The sequence below is a fragment of the Aeromonas mytilicola subsp. aquatica genome, assembly GCF_044336385.1.
GTDB lineage: Bacteria > Pseudomonadota > Gammaproteobacteria > Enterobacterales > Aeromonadaceae > Aeromonas > Aeromonas rivipollensis.
This window is the reverse complement of record NZ_CP172298.1, coordinates 4,452,289-4,473,410: the sequence shown is the minus strand read 5'-3', so window position 1 is coordinate 4,473,410 and position 21,122 is coordinate 4,452,289. Positions and strand designations below refer to the sequence as shown.

Annotated in this window: 19 protein-coding genes and 1 tRNA gene; 13 read left to right on the top strand and 7 right to left on the bottom strand. The window is 61.8% G+C overall.

Annotation, left to right across the window (positions count from 1 at the left end; genetic code table 11):
• Nucleotides 1–361 precede the first annotated feature (361 nt).
• The 9 genes from ACFWHB_RS20510 (at nt 362) to ACFWHB_RS20470 (ending at nt 9,764) form a co-directional block, all read left to right on the top strand.
• Nucleotides 362–1,693 (top strand): glutamine synthetase family protein, encoded by a 1,332-nt coding sequence (locus ACFWHB_RS20510; RefSeq protein WP_106885487.1) that lies wholly within the window; start codon nt 362–364, stop codon nt 1,691–1,693.
• Nucleotides 1,694–1,968: 275 nt separating this feature from the next.
• Nucleotides 1,969–3,330: an aspartate aminotransferase family protein gene (locus tag ACFWHB_RS20505; protein WP_395949154.1), complete on the top strand. Its 1,362-nt coding sequence runs from the start codon at nt 1,969–1,971 to the stop codon at nt 3,328–3,330.
• Nucleotides 3,331–3,384: 54 nt separating this feature from the next.
• On the top strand, nt 3,385–4,482 hold the full coding sequence (locus tag ACFWHB_RS20500) for an extracellular solute-binding protein (protein WP_395949153.1): 1,098 nt from the start codon (nt 3,385–3,387) through the stop codon (nt 4,480–4,482).
• 121 nt (nt 4,483–4,603) lie between these two features.
• Nucleotides 4,604–5,683 carry a polyamine ABC transporter substrate-binding protein gene (locus tag ACFWHB_RS20495; protein WP_393935583.1) on the top strand — a complete coding sequence of 360 codons (1,080 nt, stop codon included), beginning with the start codon at nt 4,604–4,606 and terminating at the stop codon, nt 5,681–5,683.
• Between the two features lie 76 nt (nt 5,684–5,759).
• Nucleotides 5,760–6,914 carry a polyamine ABC transporter ATP-binding protein gene (gene potA / locus ACFWHB_RS20490; RefSeq protein ID WP_005328474.1) on the top strand — a complete coding sequence of 385 codons (1,155 nt, stop codon included), beginning with the start codon at nt 5,760–5,762 and terminating at the stop codon, nt 6,912–6,914.
• Entirely contained in the window at nt 6,911–7,816 is a 906-nt protein-coding gene (locus tag ACFWHB_RS20485; RefSeq protein ID WP_163137491.1) for an ABC transporter permease subunit, read from the top strand. Before potA ends, ACFWHB_RS20485 begins: the two co-directional genes overlap by 4 nt.
• Before the next feature lie 73 nt (nt 7,817–7,889).
• The gene (locus tag ACFWHB_RS20480) at nt 7,890–8,732 is read left to right on the top strand and encodes an ABC transporter permease subunit (protein WP_111910852.1); all 843 of its coding nucleotides are present in this window, start codon (nt 7,890–7,892) and stop codon (nt 8,730–8,732) included.
• 89 nt (nt 8,733–8,821) lie between these two features.
• Nucleotides 8,822–9,547 (top strand): MOSC domain-containing protein, encoded by a 726-nt coding sequence (locus tag ACFWHB_RS20475; RefSeq protein WP_395949152.1) that lies wholly within the window; start codon nt 8,822–8,824, stop codon nt 9,545–9,547.
• A gap of 140 nt (nt 9,548–9,687) precedes the next feature.
• Nucleotides 9,688–9,764: transfer RNA gene (locus ACFWHB_RS20470), tRNA-Pro, on the top strand.
• 242 nt (nt 9,765–10,006) lie between these two features.
• Here ACFWHB_RS20470 and ACFWHB_RS20465 read toward each other — a convergent pair.
• Together ACFWHB_RS20465 and ACFWHB_RS20460 are read right to left on the bottom strand one after the other, a co-directional pair.
• Nucleotides 10,007–10,534 carry an AbiTii domain-containing protein gene (locus tag ACFWHB_RS20465; protein ID WP_163148366.1) on the bottom strand — a complete coding sequence of 176 codons (528 nt, stop codon included), beginning with the start codon at nt 10,532–10,534 and terminating at the stop codon, nt 10,007–10,009.
• A 123-nt stretch (nt 10,535–10,657) separates the two neighbouring features.
• On the bottom strand, nt 10,658–11,122 hold the full coding sequence (locus tag ACFWHB_RS20460) for a thioesterase family protein (RefSeq protein WP_162519265.1): 465 nt from the start codon (nt 11,120–11,122) through the stop codon (nt 10,658–10,660).
• A 133-nt stretch (nt 11,123–11,255) separates the two neighbouring features.
• Here ACFWHB_RS20460 and recQ point away from each other — a divergent pair, with 133 nt between their 5' ends.
• Nucleotides 11,256–13,079, top strand: a complete 1,824-nt coding sequence (gene recQ / locus ACFWHB_RS20455) for an ATP-dependent DNA helicase RecQ (protein WP_395949151.1) — start codon at nt 11,256–11,258, stop codon at nt 13,077–13,079.
• A gap of 92 nt (nt 13,080–13,171) precedes the next feature.
• On the opposite strand, the gene ACFWHB_RS20450 is transcribed toward recQ, so the two are convergent.
• On the bottom strand, nt 13,172–13,474 hold the full coding sequence (locus tag ACFWHB_RS20450) for a c-type cytochrome (protein ID WP_395949150.1): 303 nt from the start codon (nt 13,472–13,474) through the stop codon (nt 13,172–13,174).
• Nucleotides 13,475–13,578: 104 nt separating this feature from the next.
• Here ACFWHB_RS20450 and ACFWHB_RS20445 point away from each other — a divergent pair, with 104 nt between their 5' ends.
• The 3 genes from ACFWHB_RS20445 (at nt 13,579) to ACFWHB_RS20435 (ending at nt 16,188) form a co-directional block, all read left to right on the top strand.
• On the top strand, nt 13,579–15,006 hold the full coding sequence (locus ACFWHB_RS20445) for a protein adenylyltransferase SelO (protein ID WP_395949149.1): 1,428 nt from the start codon (nt 13,579–13,581) through the stop codon (nt 15,004–15,006).
• A gap of 10 nt (nt 15,007–15,016) precedes the next feature.
• Nucleotides 15,017–15,304, top strand: coding sequence for a DUF3630 family protein (locus ACFWHB_RS20440; protein WP_395949148.1), 288 nt, complete (start codon nt 15,017–15,019; stop codon nt 15,302–15,304).
• Nucleotides 15,305–15,513: 209 nt separating this feature from the next.
• The gene (locus ACFWHB_RS20435; protein ID WP_043554198.1) at nt 15,514–16,188 is read left to right on the top strand and encodes a 7-cyano-7-deazaguanine/7-aminomethyl-7-deazaguanine transporter; all 675 of its coding nucleotides are present in this window, start codon (nt 15,514–15,516) and stop codon (nt 16,186–16,188) included.
• Between the two features lie 270 nt (nt 16,189–16,458).
• On the opposite strand, the gene rraA is transcribed toward ACFWHB_RS20435, so the two are convergent.
• The 4 genes from rraA to nirC all read right to left on the bottom strand — a co-directional run bounded on the left by rraA (nt 16,459) and on the right by nirC (nt 21,009).
• Entirely contained in the window at nt 16,459–16,944 is a 486-nt protein-coding gene (gene rraA, locus ACFWHB_RS20430; protein WP_005328442.1) for a ribonuclease E activity regulator RraA, read from the bottom strand.
• 265 nt (nt 16,945–17,209) lie between these two features.
• Entirely contained in the window at nt 17,210–18,634 is a 1,425-nt protein-coding gene (gene mgtE, locus ACFWHB_RS20425; RefSeq protein ID WP_171275219.1) for a magnesium transporter, read from the bottom strand.
• A 143-nt stretch (nt 18,635–18,777) separates the two neighbouring features.
• Entirely contained in the window at nt 18,778–20,184 is a 1,407-nt protein-coding gene (gene cysG, locus ACFWHB_RS20420) for a siroheme synthase CysG (RefSeq protein ID WP_171275220.1), read from the bottom strand.
• 12 nt (nt 20,185–20,196) lie between these two features.
• Complete coding sequence (nirC, locus tag ACFWHB_RS20415; RefSeq protein ID WP_171275221.1) at nt 20,197–21,009, bottom strand: nitrite transporter NirC; 813 nt, start codon at nt 21,007–21,009, stop codon at nt 20,197–20,199.
• Nucleotides 21,010–21,122 lie beyond the last annotated feature (113 nt).

Here is a 21,122-nt window from a genome sequence, read left to right as displayed (position 1 = left end):
AGAGTGCAAATCAGGGCGGGCCTTGTACCAAAAAAATGCAGGTATGCAAAGAGAATTGGATAAGGATTGTGCGCCCTTGCAAAGAAATGGGCCCGCTCCGACAGGGGCTGACTGAGTATCGAGCAGCTTCTGTCCAGCCTTGGCATCGTGCTTGCAGTGGGCTGATCGTGACACAGAGTGTTTAGTATTTGGTGCCGCATTGGTCATTATATCGGCCATTGTTTATAGTTTTTTAAACACCACTGCTTGACAAAGGCCTTTATCACGGGCTTTTATGGTGATGTCGATTACATTTTCTTAACAAGGGTGTTCCTTATATTAGACACCCTTGCCAATGACAACCGTAGAGTCGGGGTTTAACATGGACAGTATCAAGGGCTGGATGGAGAGCAATCGCATCACGGAAGTGGAGTGCCTGTTCCCGGATTTCACCGGCAATGCCCGAGGCAAGATCATTCCAGCCAACAAGTTTCTGCGCGAAGGGGGCATGCGGCTGCCCGAGGTCATCTTCACCCAGACGGTGACCGGCGAGTACCCGGATGACGACAGCATGATAGACCCGCTGGAGCGGGACATGCAGCTCTATCCCGATCCCAACACCATTCGTTTCGTGCCCTGGGCACTGGAGCCCACGGCTCAGGTGATCCACGACTGTTTCGACATCAATGGCAAGCTGATCGACATAGCGCCGCGCTCCGTGCTGCGCCGGGTCCTGTCATTTTACGAGAAGCAGGGCTGGAAGCCGGTGGTGGCTCCCGAGCTCGAATTCTATCTGGTCAAGCGCAACGAAGACCCCGACTATCCGCTGGTACCGCCGGTGGGCCGCAACGGCCGCCCCGAGACGGCTCGCCAGTCGTTCAGCATAGATGCGGTCAACGAATTCGATCCCATCTTCGAGGACATGTACGACTACTGCGAGGCCCAGGAGCTGGAGGTAGACACCCTGATCCACGAGTCCGGCGCCGCCCAGATGGAGATCAACTTCCTGCACGGTGACGCCATCGATCTCGCCGACCAGGTGTTCCTGTTCAAGCGCACCATGCGGGAAGCGGCCCACCGTCACGGCATCTATGCCACCTTCATGGCCAAGCCCATGAGCGATGAGCCGGGCTCCGCCATGCACATCCACCAGAGCCTGGAAGACGCCGAAGGGCGCAACCTGTTTGGCACCAGCGAAGGGGGCAACTCCGAGCAGTTCATGCACTTCATCGCCGGCCTGCAGAAGTACACCCCGGCGGTGACCGCCCTGCTGGCGCCGAACGTCAACTCCTACCGCCGCCTCACCTTCGGCGAGAGCGCGCCGCGCAACGTGCAGTGGGGCGTGGAAAACCGCACCTGCGGCCTGCGGGTGCCCTTCTCCGAGCCGAGCGCGCGCCGGGTCGAGAACCGCTTCGCCGGTGCCGACGCCAACCCCTATCTGGCGCTGGCCGCCACCCTGGCCTGCGGCTACCTCGGCATGCTGGAGAAGCTGGAGCCCATGCAGGAGATGAAGGCGAGTGCCTATGACCTGCCCTACAGCCTGCCCCGTTCCCTGGAGGAGTCGCTCAGCCATCTGGAGCAGTGCGAGCCCATCAAGGACATGCTGGGGGAACGCTTCATTCGCGCCTTCGTCGCGGTCAAGCGCAAGGAGTACGAGACCTACTTCGGGGTGATCAGCCGCTGGGAACGGGAATTCCTGCTGCTGAACGTCTGACCCGTCTCGGGAGGGGCGCAGATCCCTCCCGTCACTCTCAAAGCAAGATGGCACTGGCTCGTGAGGGGCGGCTGATGGCGCCCGCTCGCGGCCGTACCGTGCCCGTGGGCCAGCCGCCCTCAGCAATTGACGAACAAACATCGCTTACATCGAAGGAACCGAGGAGCAAGCAACGCAGCATTCCGCCCGTGAGTAGCAGTGACCGGGAGAGTGCCAGCCGCCCTCGACATTGACGAACAAACATCGCTTAAATCGAAGGAACCGAGGAGCAAGCAATGAAGCAGACCACCCGCGAGTGGCAGCAACTGGATGCCAGCCACCACCTGCATCCCTTTACCGACTTTCAGGCCCTGAACAAGAAGGGCAGCCGCATCATCACCAAGGCCGAGGGGGTCTATCTGGAAGACTCCGACGGGCGCCGCATCCTGGACGGGATGGCGGGCCTGTGGTGCGTCAACCTGGGTTATGGCCGCCAGGAGCTGGTGGATGCCGCCACCCGCCAGATGCAGCAACTGCCCTATTACAACCTCTTCTTCCAGACCAGCCATCCCCCCGCCGCCGAGCTGGCGACCCTGCTGGCCGAGATCACGCCGCCTCATCTCAACCACGTCTTCTTCACCGGCTCGGGCTCGGAGTGCAACGACACTGTGCTGCGCATGGTGCGTCACTACTGGGCCAGCAAGGGGCAGCCCGACAAGCAGGTGATCATCAGCCGCCACAACGCCTATCACGGCTCCACGGTGGCTGGCGCCAGTCTGGGGGGCATGAAGGGCATGCACGCCCAGGGTGGCCTGCCCATTCCCGGCATAGTCCACATCGATCAGCCCTATCACTTCGGTGAGGGGGAGGGCATGAGCGCCCACGAGTTCGGCCTGGCCCGTGCCCGCCAGCTGGAAGAGAAGATTCTGGAGCTGGGGGTGGACAAGGTGGCCGCCTTCATCGGCGAGCCAATCCAGGGTGCCGGCGGCGTCATCATTCCCCCCGACAGCTACTGGCCCGAGATCCAGCGCATTTGTGACAAGTACGGCATCCTGCTCATCGCCGACGAGGTGATCTGCGGTTTCGGTCGCACCGGCCACTGGTTCGCCAGCGAAGGCTTCGGCATCAAGCCTGACCTCATGTGTCTGGCCAAGGGCATCACCTCTGGCTACCTGCCGATGGGGGCCTTGATGGTGGGGGACAGGGTCGCCAGGGTGCTGGTGGAAGAGGGGGGCGAGTTCAACCACGGCTTCACCTATTCCGGTCATCCGGTGGCCTGCGCCGTGGCCATTGCCAACATCCAGCTTATGCAAAGTGAGAGCATAGTTAAGCGCGTTCATGATAGTATCGGCCCCTATTTGCAGCGCCGCTGGAGCGAGCTTGCCGATCACCCGCTGGTGGGAGAAACCCGGGGTAAAGGCCTGGTCGCCGCGTTGGAAATAGTCCAGGACAAACAGACGAAACGTCGTTTCCCGGCCGAACTGCACGCCGGGATGACCTGTCGGGAGTTCTGTTTTAACAATGGCTTGGTGATGAGGGCTGTCGGCGATACCATGATCATATCGCCCCCCTTGGTGATCACCGAGGAACAGGTGGATGAATTGGTCAAACTGGCCAGGCTCAGTCTGGATCTGACGGCTGCAAAGCTGCAGGAATAGGCTGAAACCGGGCAGATTGGCTTACGCATACAATTTGCTTAGGAGACAAGGACTATGTCTTTTAAAAAGGGAATGATGGCTGCTTCCGTGGCGCTGGTCATGATGAGTACCGGGGCGATGGCCGACGAGAAGGTGCTGCACGTCTATAACTGGAGCGATTACATCGCGCCGGATACGCTGGAAAACTTCCAGAAGGAGACGGGCATCAAGGTGGTGTATGACGTGTTCGACAGCAACGAGGTGCTGGAAGCCAAGTTGCTGGCGGGCAGTTCGGGTTATGACATCGTCGTCCCGTCCAACCCCTTCCTGGCCAAGCAGATCAAGGCAGGCGTCTTCCAGAAGCTGGACAAGTCCAAACTCTCCAACTGGCAGAACATGGATGTCGATCTGCTCAAGGCGCTCGAACCGAGCGATCCGGGCAACCAGTACTCCATCCCTTACCTGTGGGGCACCATTGGCTACGCCTACAACGCCGAGAAGGTGAAGGCCGTGCTGGGTGCCGATGCGCCGGTCAACTCCTGGGATCTGGTGTTCAAGCCGGAGAACATGGCCAAGTTGAAGGAGTGCGGTGTCTCCTTCCTCGACTCGCCGACCGAAATGCTGCCGGCTGCCCTGCAATACCTGGGCTTCAAGCCGGATAGCCAGAAGCCGGACGAGTTGAAGAAGGCTGAGGAGCTGTTCCTCTCCATCCGCCCCTATACCGCCTACTTCCACTCCTCCAAGTACATTTCGGATCTGGCCAACGGCAACCTGTGCGTGGCGGTGGGTTACTCAGGTGACCTGCAGCAGTCCAAGGCACGTGCCGCCGAAGCCAAGAACGGTGTCAGTCTGACTTACACCATTCCGAAAGAGGGGGCTGGCAGCTTCTTCGACATGATCGCCATCCCGGCGGATGCCAAGAACGTCGAGGCAGCCCACATCTTCATCAACTATCTGATGAAGCCGGAAGTGATCGCGAACATCACCAACGTGGTGCAGTTCCCGAACGGCAACAAGGCAGCCACTCCGCTGGTGGACGAGGCGATCCGCACCGATCCGGGCATCTACCCGACGGCGGACACCCTCAAGAAGATCTACACCTTCCCGGATCTGCCGGCCAAGGTGCAGCGTCTGATGACCCGCAGCTGGACCAAGATCAAATCAGGTAAGTAAGTGACGAGTACCCCTCCCGGTCCGCAGTTCGGCCGGGAGGGTGGTGACCACCCGACAGGTTGGACGGCGCGTATGGATGCGCGACTGGCAAAATCACACAAACGAGGACTGATAAGTGCACATGACCAAGATGGCAACGCTGGCCCTGACCCTGGGGTTTGCAAATCTGACCCAGGCAGCCCCTGTGGTTCATTTTTACAACTGGTCCGATTATATCGGCGAGACCACCCTCAGTGACTTTCAGCAGAAGACCGGGATCAAGACCGTCTACGACGTGTTTGACTCCAACGAGACGCTGGAGGGCAAGCTGCTGACCGGACGCACCGGTTACGATCTGGTCGTGCCCTCCAACAATTTCCTGGCCAAGCAGATCCAGGCGGGGGCCTTCCAGAAGCTGGATCCCGCTCTGCTGCCCAATCTGGCCAATCTGGATCCCCTGCTGCTCAAGCAGCTCGACAAGGTGGATCCGGGTCATCAGTACGCCGTGCCCTATCTGTGGGGCACCAACGGCATCGGCTACAACGTCGACAAGGTCAAGGCGGCGCTCGGGGTCGACAAGATTGACTCCTGGGCCATCATCTTCGAACCGGAAAACATGAAGAAGCTCTCCCATTGCGGGGTGGCTTTCCTCGACTCGGCGGACGAGATGATCCCGGCAGCCCTGAACTACCTCGGCCTCAACCCCAACAGCCACGATCCTGCGGATCTCAAGCGTGCCGAAGAGCAGTTGCTCAAGGTGCGCCCCTATGTGACCTACTTCCACTCCTCCAAGTACATAGGGGATCTCGCCAATGGCGACATCTGTGTCGCGGCGGGGTTCTCCGGTGACATACTGCAGGCGTCGGCCCGGGCCGACGAGGCAGGCAAGGGAATAAAGATTGCCTACAGCATCCCCAAGGAGGGGGGCAATCTGTGGTTCGACATGATGGCGATCCCCTCCGATGCCACCAACGTCAAAGAGGCTCACGCCCTGATCAACTACATTCTCGAGCCGCAAGTGATCGCCAAGGTGAGCGACTACGTGGGCTACGCGAACCCGAACATCAAGGCGGGAGAGTTCATGGACAAGGCCGTGCGCGATGACGAGTCAGTCTATCCCCCCCAGGCGGTGCTGGAGCGTCTGTATGTGCAGGAAGCACATCCCCGCTCGGTGCAGCGCCTGATCACCCGGAGTTGGACCAAGATCAAGTCCGGAACCTAACCTTGGCGCCCATCCCGGGGCGCCAGATTGTATTGATGGATCGGCCCCGGCCGGTATCACCTTTGGGAGTTTGGTAATGGCGATAGCCTCCAGTGCCTACAAGAAAGCCCTCGAGGGCAGCCAGCAGCGTAAAGAAGTGCTGGTCAAAATAGACAGGGTAAGCAAGCAGTTCGACGAAACGCTGGCGGTCGATAACGTGTCTCTCAACATCCACAAGGGCGAGATCTTCGCCCTGCTGGGTGGTTCAGGCTCCGGCAAGTCCACCTTGCTGCGGATGCTGGCCGGGTTCGAGCGCCCCACCGAGGGGCGGCTGTTCCTGGATGGGGTCGACATTACCGACATGCCGCCCTATGAACGACCCATCAACATGATGTTCCAGTCCTACGCCCTGTTTCCTCATATGACGGTGGCGCAGAACATCGCCTTCGGCCTCAAGCAGGATGGCCTGCCCAAGGCGGAGGTCGACGCCCGGGTGGAGGAGATGCTCAAACTGGTGCAGATGACCCAGTATGCCCGTCGCAAGCCGCACCAGCTCTCCGGCGGTCAGCGCCAGCGGGTCGCCCTGGCCCGCTCTCTGGCCAAGCGCCCCAAGCTGCTGCTGCTGGATGAGCCCATGGGGGCGCTGGACAAGAAGCTGCGCTCCAAGATGCAGCTGGAGCTGGTGGAGATCATCGAGCGAGTCGGCGTAACCTGCGTCATGGTGACCCACGATCAGGAAGAGGCCATGACCATGGCGGAACGGATCGCCATCATGCACCTGGGTTGCATCGAGCAGATCGGCAGCCCGATGGACATCTACGAAACCCCGGCCAGCCGACTGGTGTGCGAGTTCATCGGCAACGTCAACCTGTTTGACGGCCTGCTGGTGGAAGATGAGCAGGACCACGCCACCATCGCCTGCGCGGATCTGGAGCAGCCCATCTACGTGGGCCACGGCATCAGCTCCCGTGCCGAGAACAAGAAGGTGACCTACGCCCTGCGGCCGGAAAAATTGCTGATGAGTCTGCACAAACCGGAGGAGATCGAGCATCCGGACTTCAACTGGACCAAGGGTGAGGTCTATGACATCGCCTATCTGGGCGGCCACTCGGTTTATCACATCCAGCTGCCCTCGGGCAAAATCGTTCAGGCTTTCATCGCCAATGCCGAACGCCACGGCAAGCGGCCAACCTGGGATGACCAGGTGTTCCTCTATTGGGAAGATGACAGCGGCGTGGTGCTGCAATCATGAAGGCATTGAGACGACTCAAGCAGTTGGGGGGACGCCAGCTGGTGATCGGCATCCCCTTCTTCTGGCTGTTCCTCTTCTTCCTGCTGCCCTTCATCATAGTGGTGAAGATCAGCTTCGCCGAAGCGGATGTGGCTATCCCGCCCTACACCGACGTGGTGAGCTGGGCAGACAATCAGCTCACCATCTTGCTCCACATGGGCAACTACCTGCTGCTGCAGGAGGATGAGCTCTACATAGCGGCCTACCTGGGCTCCCTCAAGATGGCCTTCATCAGCACCCTGCTGTGCCTGCTGATCGGCTATCCCATGGCCTACTCCATAGCGCGGGCCAACAAGGAGACCCAGACCGTCCTGCTGCTGCTCATCATGATGCCGACCTGGACCGCCATCCTGATCCGGGTCTACGCCTGGATGGGTATCCTCAGCAACAACGGTCTGCTCAACAGCTTCTTGCTGGGGATAGGGGTGATCGACGAGCCCTTGCAGATCCTCAACACCAACCTGGCGGTCTACATCGGTATCGTCTACTCCTACCTGCCGTTCATGGTGCTGCCGCTCTACGCCAACCTGGTCAAACACGATCAGAGCCTGCTGGAGGCGGCATCCGATCTCGGCGCCCGCAACCTGACCCGGTTCTGGCAGATCACTGTGCCACTCTCCAAGAACGGCATCATCGCCGGTTGCATGCTGGTCTTCATCCCCGTGGTGGGCGAGTTCGTCATCCCCGAGATGCTGGGCGGCCCCGAGACTCTGATGATAGGCAAGGTGCTGTGGCAGGAGTTCTTCAACAACCGCGACTGGCCGGTGGCGTCCGCCCTGGCGGTGGTGATGCTGGCGGTGCTGATAGTCCCCATCATCCTGTTCAACCGCAACCAGGCGAAAGAACTGGAGGGCAAGGTATGAAGAAGGCGTTGCTGATAGTCCCTGCATCCATCCTGTTCAACTGCAACCAGACAAGCGTATTGGAGGGTCAGGCATGAGACGTCTCGGTTTTTCCAAGCTGATGCTGTGGCTGGGGCTGCTGTTTATCTACCTGCCCATGGTTATCATGGTCATCTACTCCTTCAACGCCTCCAAGCTGGTGACGGTATGGGGGGGCTGGTCGCTCAAGTGGTACTTCGGCCTGCTCGACAACAAACAGTTGATTGGGTCCGTGTTCCGCTCCCTGGAGATCGCCTTCTACACCGCCATAGCCGCGGTGGCGCTGGGGACTGTGGCCGCCTTCGTGCTGACCCGGATCCCTCACTTCCGTGGTCGCACCCTGTTCGGCGGCATGGTCACGGCGCCCCTGGTCATGCCCGAGGTGATCACAGGTCTGTCGCTGCTGCTGCTGTTCGTGGCCATGGCCCAGCTGGTGGGCTGGCCCGCCGAGCGGGGCATGCTGACTATCTGGATCGCCCACACCACCTTCTGTACCGCCTATGTGGCGATAGTGGTGTCGGCGCGGCTGCGGGAGCTGGATCTCTCCATCGAGGAGGCGGCCATGGATCTCGGCGCCAAGCCCTGGAAGGTGTTCTTCCTCATCACCATCCCGATGATAGCCCCGTCGCTGGCGGCGGGCGGCATGATGTCGTTCGCCTTGTCGCTTGATGATTTGGTGCTGGCGAGCTTCGTCTCAGGCCCGGGTTCCACTACCTTGCCGATGGAGGTGTTCTCGGCGGTGCGGCTCGGGGTGAAACCCGAGATCAACGCGGTGGCCAGCCTGATCCTGCTGTCGGTGTCGTTGTTCACCTTCAGCAGCTGGTACCTGATGGCGAGGGCGGAGAAACGCCGCCGCGCCGAGATTGCCATGACCACCCAGATGCAGGCCGTCGCCTGACCCCGGGGCTGTTGACGCAGTCACGCGGCTTGCGCCGACGGCTCAACAGCCCCTAAGATCCGCATTCTCTCATCCGTCAGGAGCATGGAATGCGGATCTCCCTCTTTATCGGCCAGAGCGCCGAGATGAATGCCGAACTCGCCCCCGGACTTGTCAGTGCCATCGACAAGCATGTGGCAGGCAGTCCCCTGTGGTGCAGCTTCTCGGGCCTGGAGGGCGATGAGCAGAGCGACAAACGCCATCACGGCGGCCCGGATCGAGTCCTGCACTACTATCCTGCGGATCACTACCCCTGGTGGAAGACCTGGCAAACCGCGCTGGGTCTGCCTGCCCCTCGTGTTCCCTGGCAGCCGGCGGCCTTTGGCGAAAACCTCTCCGGCCTCGGCTTGACCGAAGCCCAGGCCTGCATCGGCGATGTCTATCGCCTCGGCGAGGCACTCATCCAGATCAGCCAGCCGAGATCTCCATGCTTCAAGCTCAATCAACGCTTTGGCTACCCGCATATCTCCCAGGTGATGCAGCTCAACGGCCGCTGCGGCTGGTTGCTGCGGGTGCTGGAGGAGGGGCGCGTGGCCCCGGTGGATGAGCTGCTGCTGATGGACAGGCCCTATCCCGAGCTGACGGTGAAGCGCACCGCCGACATCCTGTTCAACCAGACCCGCCACGAAGGGGACCTGCAACTGCTGCTGGAGAACCCGGCGCTCTCTCCCAACTGGCGCCAGCATGCGGCCCACTGGCTGGAGCACGGGGTCGTTGCCGATTGGAGTCGGCGTCTGCTGGGACCGGCCGAGTTTCAGCTGCCGCCAAAGGTGTAACTGAGCACCGGGACGAGCCCGGCGCCCCTTATCGCCATGAAACGCTGGATTATTGAGCGTAAAGCCCTTTTTTTGTGGCGAAAGCAAAAAAAGGCTTGTGTCATGTCGGGGCTTTCGGTAAATTCTCGCCCCGCAGACATCGGTGTGTAGCGCAGCTTGGTAGCGCACTTCGTTCGGGACGAAGGGGTCGGAGGTTCGAATCCTCTCACACCGACCACATTAGAAAAGGCCGCTCATTGAGCGGCCTTTTCGCATTTGGATTTTGCCTTTGCCGTTCTCGGCAGACGGGGCAGGAGCGGTATACGGGGTTGATTGCCTGGTGCTGAATGCCGCCCATTAAAAGGGCCACCGCTCGGTGGCCCCACAGGTGGAGTCTGATCCTGACTCCGGCACTCTAGATTGTGGCAATCTCGTTGTGGGTCTTGTCTATGGTGCCCTCCTTGCGCTCTGGGCGCATGATCAGATATGCCAGTGTTGATGCCGCAATGCCTTGAAGCCGTGCTGAGTTTGCAGAGCCGCATGCTTGGGGTACTCACTAATGAAATGTGCTATTCCCTCCATCAGTTGTGACCGCAGAGAAGACACGGGCTCGTGCCAGGCCTGCAGGCAGAGATGGCCGGGGATCAACTGCTCTCGATACGCTTCCAGCAGCTGTTCTGGCCAGGGCTCGATATGGGAATCATGACGCAGTAAATAGTGGGCGGCGGGTTCACGGGCATAGATGAACTGAACTTGGGCCAGGTCGCGTTGGCTGAGCGTTTGGCTGCCGATGTGGCAAGTCAAATATTTCCCCGTCTTCAGATTCAGGAAATGACCGCGTTGCCGACAGGCAATGATGCGATACCAAGGCAGGGGTGAACAGAGAGAATACCCCTTCAGCTCCTGTTCCAACCAGTGACGGCACTCGGGCGTCTGCACCTCTTCGCGCATGGACTCGAGCTGTGTCAACAAGGCTCTGGATGGTTGGGTAGCCAGCATCGCGCTCATCGTCTGCAATCCTCCCTCTGCACACAATCCCGACTTCCAGTATGGACCCTGGCCGTTGGCGGGGGTAACAATTCTAATGATTAAAATCAGCTTAGAAGCGCACTTTTTATGCAATAAAGACCATTAGCCGACCAGGTAGGTGCCGGTGCCAAAGGCGATATGAGTCCCTTCTTCGTTGTGCAGTTCCATACGGGCGACGGCGACCTTGCTGCCGGCGCGGATGATGTGGGCGGTGGCGATGAACTCGTTGCCGCGACCGGGCCGCAGATAGTCGACCCTCAGGTCTATGGTGCCGAGGCGGGAGAAGCGCTCCTTGAGGTAGCTGGGGGAGAAGTCCTCCAGCTCGTCGATGCAGGAGGCGGCGACTATCATGCCGCCCGCCACGTCCAGCAGGCTGGCGGTGACACCGCCGTGCAGTATGTTGTGAAAGGGGTTGCCGATCAGCTTGTCATCCATCTTGATGCGCAGCTCCACCTTCTCGAAGTCATAGTGGGTCACCTGCATGCCGATGAGCTTGTTGAACGGCATCTTCTCGGCGAACAGATTGGCAATGCCACTGAGCGCCATCTTCTTCAACATCTGTTTCATTCTCTGATACCGATCCCTGTCATCAAAGCCGAGTAAAAACTCCAGCCAGTCTGCAACACTTCCTTAACAGTCGCAATGGCAGGTTTATTGTGGGCGGCGGCTGCTTTAGAATGGCGACCCCAAAGGAGAGCCCATGACCGCCATTGCCGACACCTTGCCCGATACCCCCCTTGCCCTGCTGCAGGCGGTCTTCGGCTACCAGCAATTTCGGCCTGGCCAGCTCGAGATCATCGAACAGATAGTGGCGGGGCGCGATGCCCTGGTGCTCAAGCCCACAGGTGGCGGCAAGTCGCTCTGTTACCAGATCCCGGCGCTGCTGCGGCCCGGGCTCGGGGTGGTGGTCTCCCCCCTCATTTCGCTGATGAAGGATCAGGTGGACAGCCTGCGCGCCAACGGCGTGGCGGCTGTCTACATCAACTCGGCCCTGAGCCGGGAAGAGATGATCCAGAACTTTGCCGCCATGCGTCGCGGCGAGATCAAGCTGGTCTATGTCTCCCCCGAGCGACTGCTGCAGCACGAGTTTCTGGATCGGCTGGCAGAACTGCCCCTCGGGCTGTTCGCCATCGACGAGGCCCACTGCGTTTCCCAGTGGGGCCACGATTTTCGCCCCGAATACGCGGCGCTGGGGCGGCTCAAGCAGTGGTTCCCCCTGGTGCCCGTGGTGGCGCTCACCGCCACCGCAGACGAGGCGACCCGCAGCGACATGCTGCATCGCCTCGAGCTCAATGACCCCTTCATTCACACCGCCAGCTTCGACAGACCCAACATCCGCTACAGCCTGGTGGAGAAGTTCAAGGGGGCGGAGCAGTTGCTGCGCTACGTGCAGAGCCAGAAGGGCAACTGTGGCATCGTCTACTGCTCCAGCCGTAACCGGGTGGAAGAGGTCGCAGAGCGGCTCTCCCGCCACGGCTGCAAGGCGGCGCCCTATCATGCGGGCCTGCCGCTGGATCAGCGGCTGCGCACCCAGGATGCCTTCCTCAAGGACGACGTCGAGATAGTGGTGGCGACGGTGGCGTTCGGCATGGGCATCGACAAGCCCAACGTGCGCTTCGTGGTGCACTACGACATTCCGAAGAACATCGAGTCCTACTATCAGGAGACGGGCCGGGCCGGCCGTGATGGCACCCCCGCCGAGGCGCTGCTGCTCTACGATCCCGCCGACATCGGCCGGGTGCGGCGCCTGCTCGACAACATAGAGAACCCCCAGCAGCTGCAGGTGGAGCAGTACAAGCTCAACGTGATGGCGGCCTTCGCCGAGGCGCAGACCTGCCGCCGTCAGGTGCTGCTCAACTACTTCGGCGAGTACAACGACAAGCCGTGCGGCAACTGCGACATCTGCCTGGATCCCCCCAAGAGCTATGACGGCACTGAAGATGCCCAGAAGGCGCTCTCCTGCGTCTGGCGGGTGGGTCAGAACTTCGGGGTGGGTTATGTGGTGGAGGTGCTCAGGGGCTCGCTCAACCAGCGCATCAAGGATCACGGCCACGACAAACTGTCGACCTACGGCATCGGCAAGGATCAGAGCCACGAATACTGGATGAGCGTGATCCGCCAGCTGATCCACAAGGGACTGCTGACCCAGAACATCACCCGCAACCTGGTGTTGCAGCTGACCGAGGCGGCCCGCCCCGTGCTGCGCGGCGAGGTACCGCTGGCCCTGGCGGTGCCGCGGCTGCAGCCCATCTCCAGTCGCAAGGAGAAGCGCAGCGGCCTGCTCGACAACGCCAACTACGACAAGCGGCTGTTCAAGGAGCTGCGGGCCCTGCGCAAGCAGATCGCCGAGGATGAAGAGGTGCCGCCCTATGTGGTGTTCAACGACGCTACCCTGGTGGAGATGGCCCAGCTGATGCCGATGACCGAGGACGAGATGCTGGCCATCAACGGTGTCGGCCACCGCAAGCTGGAGCGCTTCGGTGAAGCCTTTATGGACCTTATCATCGAGTATTGCCGCCGGTAGGGTCGATTAGCGCAGCGTAATCGACCGCAAAAGTTCCGGGCCTGATTGACGTGGCGGCAGGGATGAGGCGCCCGTCTACCGGGCGCACAAGGTCACTTCAGGCTGGCGTAATAGGCCGCCAGGTTCTCCATGTCCGCCTCGGTCAGCATCGCCATGAAGGGGGCCATCAGCGGCTCTGTGCGGCTGCCCTCCTTGAAGGCTTTCATCTGTTTGAGCAGATAGGCAGAGTGCTGGCCGGCCAGATGGGGATAGACGGGGACGGTCGCCTTGCCATCCACCCCATGACAGGCGGCGCAGACCGCCGCCTTGGCCTTGCCCGCTTCGATGTCGGCGGCCTTGGCCTGATGTCCCCAGGCCAGTGCCAGCAGGGGCAGGGCATATATCCATTTTTGCATTGTTTTCTCCGTGAAATGAAATAGCGCGATCGCCTGTTAGCCTGTGCGGGCAGACGGCGGTATAAAGAGTGACACGAGCATACGCAGGGACGAATCACGCCACCATGAAGTTGATCAACACTTTCGCCACCGAACTGCCCTGGGCCTGCGAGCCTGTGGCCCCTCAGCCCCTGCGTGAGCCCAGGCTGCTGCACCTCAATCAGGGGCTGCTGCGGGAGCTGGGGCTGGACGGGGTCGGTGAGGCTGACTGGCTCGCCTGCTGCGGGCTGGGGCAGCCGTTGCCGGGCATGCAACCGGTGGCCCAGGTCTATGCGGGGCATCAGTTCGGTGGCTACAGCCCCCGGCTCGGCGATGGTCGTGCCCTGCTGCTGGGGGAGCAGCAGGCGCCGGACGGCCAGCGCTGGGATCTGCACCTGAAGGGGGCGGGCAAGACGCCCTTCTCCCGCTTCGGTGACGGCCGCGCCGTGCTGCGCTCCAGCATCCGCGAGTATCTCGCCTCCGAGGCGCTCCATGCCCTCGGCATCCCGACCACCCGGGCCCTGGTGCTGGTGGGCAGTGACGAGCCCGTCTACCGGGAGCAGGTCGAGAGCGGGGCGACGGTGCTTCGCACAGCGCCGAGCCACCTGCGCTTCGGCCACTTCGAGTATTTCGCCTGGAGCGGCCAGGGGGAGAAGATCCCCGCCCTCATCGACTATGCGCTGCGCCACCATTTCCCCGAATTGGCAAACGGCGCAGAGCTGTTTACCGAGGTGGTGCGCCGCACCGCGCGCCTCATCGCCAAGTGGCAGGCGGCGGGTTTCTGCCACGGGGTGATGAACACAGACAACATGTCCCTGCTCGGGCTGACCCTGGATTACGGCCCCTACGGCTTCATCGACGCCTATGTGCCCGACTTTGTCTGCAACCACTCGGATCCGGGTGGTCGCTACGCCCTGGATCAGCAGCCGGCGGTGGGTTACTGGAACTTGCAGAAGCTGGCCCAGGCGCTGGCGGATCAGGTGGATGGCGAGGCCCTGGCGGCGGCCCTGGCCCAGTACGAGCATCAGCTGATGTTGCACTACTCCGAACTGATGCGGGCCCGACTCGGCCTGGAAACCTGGGAGGATGAAGACCCGGCCCTGTTCCGCCAGCTGTTCCAGCTGCTGGCGGCACATCGGGTGGACTATCACCTCTTCCTGCGCCGCCTGGGTGAGCTGACGTCTCAGGGAGAGTGGCCCGCCTCCCTGCTGGCGCTGCTGCCGGATCCCGCCCCCTGGCAGGGATGGCTCGACGCCTATCGGGCCCGGCTGGCCCGGGAAGGGAGCCAGGATGCGGCACGCAAGGCGCGGATGGACGCCGTCAATCCCAAGTACGTGCTGCGCAATGCCCTGGCCCAGCAGGTCATCGACGCCGCCGAGACGGGGAACATGGTGCCGTTCGAGCGGCTGTTTGCGGCCCTGCAGCACCCCTATGACGAGCAGCCGGAATACGAGGATCTGGCGACCCCGGTTCCCCAGTGGTATTGCGGTGGCGAGCTCTCTTGCAGCAGTTGAGGAGTGAAGGATGAACTGGCGGGTAACGCAGGTGGATGCCGAGTCGGCTGTGCTGCTGCTGACCTGTCCCGGGCTCTGCTGGGACAACTTCCCGGCCCTGGCCGACGCCTTGCTGCAGGAGTGGGAGCTCGATGTGCTGGAGCGGGAGTGGGGGGCGGATCGCCACAGCTGGCTGCTGGCATTTGAGGGAAGCCAGCTCAGGCTGGAGTTCGATCACCACGGCGGCTGCTGGTTGGAGGCGCTGCGCCCGGATGATCGAGAAGTGGTGCTCTGGCTGGGTCGGCAATATGGGGCATGAGTCCCGATGGTGGTTGCCGGGTCCGTCGCACAAGCATTGAATGACCGGCCTGGGGGTCTGTGGCGTCGCCCTTCGACCATGATTGCCGCAGGCTGAACCAGCAGCATAAGGATTGAACTATCCGTGTCGGGGCGTATAATCTCGCCCCTCAATTATCGCCATGGTGGCGGTATGGGTTCCCTAACCCCATTAACCAAAAAGGTCACAATATGAATCTGACCCCTGCTCAGCACCAGACGGCGCTGGTGCGTCTCTCGTTGTTCCACATCCTGATCATCGCCAGCAGCAACTACCTGGTGCAGCTGCCGATCACCATCTTTGGCTTCCACACCACCTGGGGTGCCTTCAGCTTCCCGTTTATCTTCCTGGCCACCGATCTGACGGTGCGGATCTTCGGCGCCGGACTGGCCCGCAAGATCATCCAGACCGTGATGCTGCCGGCCCTGGCCGTTTCCTATGTGCTTTCTGTGCTCTTCTTTGAAGGCAGTTATCAGGGCATGGGCAATCTGGCGGAGTTCAACCTCTTCGTGGCGCGCATCGCCCTGGCCAGCTTTATGGCCTATCTGGTGGGCCAGTTCATGGATGTGGTGGTGTTCAACCGCCTGCGGCTGCTCAGGGCCTGGTGGGTGGCGCCGGCCGCCTCGACCCTGTTCGGCAACCTGGTGGATACCATCGCCTTCTTCAGCATCGCCTTCTGGCGCAGCACGGATCCCTTCATGGCAGAGCACTGGGTCGAGATAGCTACCGTGGACTATGTGTTCAAGCTACTGATAAGTTTGGGATTGTTCGTGCCGCTCTACGGTGTGCTGCTGCGCTACCTCAGCCGCAAGCTGGTGGGGGAGGCCGGCCTTGCCGGTCTGCAAACGGCCACACGACAAGCCTGACGAGAATGACCACCCGCGCGGTGGTCATTTTTTTGCACTTTTTATAAATAAGGCTTGCACAGTTAAATGAGAATGATTATTGTTAACTTGTTTTCCGGGAAAGACTTCATTCGTTCCAACGTGATGGACTTCTTGTGAAGGCACGACATTGCTCACATTGCTTCCAGTTAAGGGGCCAGTTGTTTACTGGCCCTCTTTTTTTGTCTTTTTTCAGCAAGTTGCAGCCATAAAAAATGGGAGCCAAGGCTCCCATCTTCAGTCTGTGTCGGCTCATTCTATGTCGAGCGCATCGGGGGAGAGGATCACCCCTGTGGTATCGGCGTAGAGGTGATCATCCGGCAGGAAGGTGACACCGCCGAAGTTGACCGGCAGATCCGTCTCTCCCACATCCTTGTGGTCGGCACCGACCGGGATGGCGGCCAGGGCCTGAATGCCGATATCCAGATCCTCCAGGATGTCGACCTCGCGCACGCAGCCGTAGCAGACGATGCCTTCCCACTCGTTCTCCGCCGCCGTGGTGGCGATCTCGCTGTCGATCAGGGCCCGGCGCATGGAGCCGCCGCCGTCGATCAGCAGCACGCGGCCGACGCCGTTCTCCTTGACGACTTCACGGATGAGACCGTTCGATTCGAAGCATTTGACCGTGGTGATGACGCCGCCGAAAGAGGCACGGCCGCCGAAGGAGCAGAGCATGGGTTCGAGTACATCCACCATGTCCTGATAGATGTCGCACAGTTCTGAAGTGTTGTATTCCATTGAGTCAAATCCACCGCTGGAAACAGGTGGATCCAGTATAAGGAGTGGGACTGGCATTTCAATGAATATTCCTTGAACAAGCATGGGGATAAGAGACTGCACATGGATTCCCTGCAGCCCATCGCCGGGTCGTCGAGAGGCTCAGAGCATCGAGCTGCATAGGGGACTTTCATCACCCGCCTTGCGGGTCAGGGGCATGTGCTCGTCCTCCCGGCTGAAAAGCAAAGGGGCCATCAGGCCCCTTCATATTGGCGCCGATCCGGTACTAGAGCAGGAACAGGGTCGCGAGACCGAGGAAGATAAAGAAGCCGCCGGTGTCGGTGATGGCGGTGATCATCACGCTGGCCCCCACCGCCGGATCCCGCCCCAGCCGACTCATGGTCATGGGAATGATGACCCCCATCAGGGCCGCCACCAGCAGGTTCAGCACCATGGCGAGCGTCATGACGGCGCCCAGGGCCGCATCCTGATAGAGGAAGTAGGTAGCGACCCCCATGGTGCCACCCCACACCAGGCCGTTGATCAGCGCCACCCCCAGCTCCCGCCACAGCAGGAAGGAGACGTTGCCCGGCTGGATGTGCTGCAGCGCCAGGGCCCGCACTATCATGGTGATGGTCTGGTTGCCTGTATTGCCGCCAATCCCTGCGACTATGGGCATCAGGGCCGCCAGCGCCACCAGCTGCGAGATGCTGTGCTCGAACAGACCTATGACCCGCGAGGCCACGAAGGCGGTGCAGAGGTTGAGGGCTAGCCAGGCCCAGCGGGTCTTGACCGCCTTGGCGACAGGGGCGAACACGTCTTCTTCCTCGCTGATCCCCCCCATGCGGCGCAGATCGGTGTCGCTCTCCTCATAGACCAGGTCCACCACCTCGGCGACGGTGAGCCGTCCCATCAGCTTGCCCTTGCCATCCACCACGGCGGCGGAGACGAGATCGTCCCGCTCGAAGGTACGAGCCGCCGCCTCGTCGTTGTCTTCCGGATCGAAGGTGACGGGGTTCTTCTCCATCACGTCTTCCACCTTGGTCTCCGGCTTGTGCAGCAGCACTGTGGTGAGGGGCAGCTCTCCCTGCAGCCGGTTGCGTCTGTCGGTGACGAACAGCTTGTCGGTGTTGGCGGGGATCTTGCCGAGCTGGCGCAGATAGCGCTGCACAGTCGCCAGGCTTATGTCCGCCCGCACCGTGATCAGCTCGAAGTCCATCATGGCGCCGACCGTGTGCTTGCCGTAGCGGATCACCTCCCGCACCCGGTCGCGCTGGTCGGGGGCCATGGAGGTGAGCAGCCGACCCATCAGATTGCGGGGCAGGTATTGGCCCAGATAGATCTGATCGTCGATGTCGAGGGTGCGCAGGGCGTGCAGCAGTGCCTTGTCGCTCATGCCGCTGATGAGGCTGTCCCACACCGTCTCAGACGCCTCCACCAGGATCTGGCCGTGGCGCTCCGGGTCTACCTGCTGCCACAGCACATGGCGCTCGTCCGGCGGCAGGGATTCCAAGGCATCGGCGACGTCGGCGGCCGGCAGGCTGTTGACCAGGCGCGTCAGCTCGCTGGTCTGATCCCGCAGCTCGGCGTCCTGCACCCCTTGGGGATCGAGCAGGCTGTCGGTGAGGGCATCGTCGGCCAGCAGCAGGGTGAGGATGCGGGCTCTGTCGTGTTCACGCTGTTTGGCGCTGTTCTTGGGGGGGAGAGACATGCAGCAAGATTCCTGAATTCGGTTGGCCGGATGGCCTTGCTCCATAGGATACCAAATTCAAAACAAGAGGTTATGACAGTAAATGCAGGATAAAGAAACGCCACCCCAAGGTGGCGCTTTCAATACTGGCGTTGGGCCTAGTCTCAGGCCGATGCCGTGATCCGCGCTGCGTCATTGCCCTGGCCGAACCAGGCGAGCTTGTCCGCCAGCGTCACCACTGAACCCACCATGATGAGGGCTGGGCTCTCGACGCCGATGGCCAGCTCCGGCAACTGGTCCAGGGTGCCACGGATGACCCGCTGGCTCGGCTGGGTGCCGCGCTCGATCAGCGCCACCGGGGTGTCGCCCCCCTTGCCGTGGGCCAGCAGTTGCTCGCGGATCACGGCGCAGGATGAAAGCCCCATATAGAACACCAGGGTCTGTTTGTCCTTGGCCAGCAGGGGCCAGTCGAGATCCTGGGCGCCCCCTTTGCCGTGGGCGGTGACGAAGCGCACGCTCTGGGCGTGATCCCTGTGAGTCAGCGGAATGCCGGCGTAGGCGGCGCAGCCACTCGCCGCAGTGATCCCCGGCACCACCTGAAAGCCCACGCCGCTGCCGACCAGCGTCTCCAGCTCCTCGCCGCCGCGGCCGAAGATGAAGGGGTCGCCCCCCTTCAGCCGCACCACCCGCTGTCCCTTCTTCGCCTCGTCCAGCAAGAGTTGGTTGATGCCCTCCTGGGGCACGCAGTGGTTGCCGGCCTGTTTGCCGACGAAGATGCGTCTGGCATCCCGTCGCACCAGCGCCATCACCTCGTCCGACACCAGACGGTCATAGACCACCACATCCGCCTGCTGCATCTGGCGCAGGGCGTGCAGGGTGAGCAGGCCGGGATCCCCCGGGCCTGCGCCCACCAGGATCACCTCGCCCTTGGCAGCGGCATCCTCGGCAAAGAGCGCGTCGGCCAGCTGGTTGGCGGCGGCCTTGTCGCCGCGCGCCAGCGCCTGACCGAGGCGGTCGGCGCCGAGCAACCGCTCCCAGAACTGGCGCCGCTCCCCCATGCTGGCAAAGCGGGCCTTGACCCTGTCTCTCAGGCCGCCGGCAAAGGCCGCCACCGCGCCGAGATGCTGGGGCAGCAGGGCTTCGAGTTTTTCCCGCAGCAGCCGGGCCAGCACAGGGGCCTTGCCGCCGGAGGAGATGGCCACCATCAGGGGTGAGCGGTCGATGATGGACGGCATGATGAAGCTGGAGCGCTTGGGGTCATCCACCACGTTGGCGAAGATCCTCGCCAGGTTCGCGCTCTGGTAGACCAGGGCGTTGACCTCGCGCCGATCGGTTGCGGCCACCACCAGCCACTTGCCCGCCAGCTGCTCCGGCGCAAATTCACCGGCCAGCCATTCGATTTCACCGGTTGCGGCAAGGGCTGCCAGCTCGGGATCGAGCTCGGGCGCGACTAGGGTCAGCCGGGCACCGGCATCCAGCAGCAGGCGCGCCTTGCGCGCCGCCACCTCACCGCCACCCACCAGCAGCACGGGTTTGTTGTCGAGTCGGCAAAAGATGGGCAAGTAGTCCATGGGGCCTCCGGATCAGGCGGTTTGGGTCTGGCTGGTGGTGGCGCTGGCGTCTATAGCCGCGACCGGGCGCTCAGCTTTCGGGGTGGCATACCAGTAGCCCAGGCCCATGAAGATCGCGCCGGAGACTGTGTTGCCCAGGGTCACCCACAGCAGGTTGTGGCCTATGCCACCCAGGGTGTAGGCATCCGAGTGGGCGCCGAACCAGGAGAGGGCGAACAGCGTCATGTTGGCGACCGAGTGCTCGTAGCCGGAGGCGATGAAGGCCAGCAGGCACCACCAGATGGCGATGAACTTGGCCGCGCCCTCGGTGCGCAGCGCCATCCAGATGGCGAGGCAGACCAGCCAGTTGCAGAGGATCCCCTTCATGAACAGGGTCAGGGCCGGAGCCTGGGTCTTGGCCAGCGCCACCTTATGGGCCAGGCTGCCTGCATCCGGCAGCAGGCTGCCGCCGTAGGAGTAGATCAGCGCGACGAAGATGGAGCCGAGCAGGTTGCCGGCCCAGGTCTGGGGCAGGATGCGCAGCAGGTCGGCCATGGAGATCCTGCCCGTTTTCACTCCGAAGGTGAGGAACATGGTGTGGCCGGTGAACAGCTCGGAGCCGGCGATGATGACCAGGGTCAGGGCTATGCCGAATGTGGCCCCCATCACCAGCGGCCGGATGGCGGGATCCACCAGGTTGCCCAGGGTGAAGATGAGTATGATGCCGAGGCCCACATAGGCCCCCGCCATGGCGGAGCTGAGCCAGAAGCCGAGCTTGTCGCTGCGCTCGAAGCGGTTGATGCGGGCCGCGTTGGCGGCGCACTTGTTGATGGTGTCGGTATACATGCTGGTTCTCTCTAAACGGGCCGCCCGCAGGCAGCCCTGACAATGTGTTACCCCCTCCCTGCCTCCCCCTTGTCAAGGGGGAGGTGCTTTTTGTTCCCTCCCCTTGCGAAGGG

Bases quoted from the DNA above. Each gene is read 5' to 3' on its own strand.
- ACFWHB_RS20445 (WP_395949149.1), top strand. From the start codon at position 13,579: ATGAAGTTGATCAACACTTTCGCCACCGAACTGCCCTGGGCCTGCGAG.
- ACFWHB_RS20450 (WP_395949150.1), bottom strand. From the start codon at position 13,474: ATGCAAAAATGGATATATGCCCTGCCCCTGCTGGCACTGGCCTGGGGA.
- rraA (WP_005328442.1), bottom strand. From the start codon at position 16,944: ATGGAATACAACACTTCAGAACTGTGCGACATCTATCAGGACATGGTG.
- ACFWHB_RS20500 (WP_395949153.1), top strand. From the start codon at position 3,385: ATGTCTTTTAAAAAGGGAATGATGGCTGCTTCCGTGGCGCTGGTCATG.
- ACFWHB_RS20440 (WP_395949148.1), top strand. From the start codon at position 15,017: ATGAACTGGCGGGTAACGCAGGTGGATGCCGAGTCGGCTGTGCTGCTG.
- ACFWHB_RS20485 (WP_163137491.1), top strand. From the start codon at position 6,911: ATGAAGGCATTGAGACGACTCAAGCAGTTGGGGGGACGCCAGCTGGTG.
- ACFWHB_RS20510 (WP_106885487.1), top strand. From the start codon at position 362: ATGGACAGTATCAAGGGCTGGATGGAGAGCAATCGCATCACGGAAGTG.
- ACFWHB_RS20465 (WP_163148366.1), bottom strand. From the start codon at position 10,534: ATGAGCGCGATGCTGGCTACCCAACCATCCAGAGCCTTGTTGACACAG.
- ACFWHB_RS20475 (WP_395949152.1), top strand. From the start codon at position 8,822: ATGCGGATCTCCCTCTTTATCGGCCAGAGCGCCGAGATGAATGCCGAA.
- potA (WP_005328474.1), top strand. From the start codon at position 5,760: ATGGCGATAGCCTCCAGTGCCTACAAGAAAGCCCTCGAGGGCAGCCAG.
- nirC (WP_171275221.1), bottom strand. From the start codon at position 21,009: ATGTATACCGACACCATCAACAAGTGCGCCGCCAACGCGGCCCGCATC.
- mgtE (WP_171275219.1), bottom strand. From the start codon at position 18,634: ATGTCTCTCCCCCCCAAGAACAGCGCCAAACAGCGTGAACACGACAGA.
- ACFWHB_RS20495 (WP_393935583.1), top strand. From the start codon at position 4,604: ATGACCAAGATGGCAACGCTGGCCCTGACCCTGGGGTTTGCAAATCTG.
- ACFWHB_RS20480 (WP_111910852.1), top strand. From the start codon at position 7,890: ATGAGACGTCTCGGTTTTTCCAAGCTGATGCTGTGGCTGGGGCTGCTG.
- ACFWHB_RS20460 (WP_162519265.1), bottom strand. From the start codon at position 11,122: ATGAAACAGATGTTGAAGAAGATGGCGCTCAGTGGCATTGCCAATCTG.
- ACFWHB_RS20505 (WP_395949154.1), top strand. From the start codon at position 1,969: ATGAAGCAGACCACCCGCGAGTGGCAGCAACTGGATGCCAGCCACCAC.
- cysG (WP_171275220.1), bottom strand. From the start codon at position 20,184: ATGGACTACTTGCCCATCTTTTGCCGACTCGACAACAAACCCGTGCTG.
- recQ (WP_395949151.1), top strand. From the start codon at position 11,256: ATGACCGCCATTGCCGACACCTTGCCCGATACCCCCCTTGCCCTGCTG.
- ACFWHB_RS20435 (WP_043554198.1), top strand. From the start codon at position 15,514: ATGAATCTGACCCCTGCTCAGCACCAGACGGCGCTGGTGCGTCTCTCG.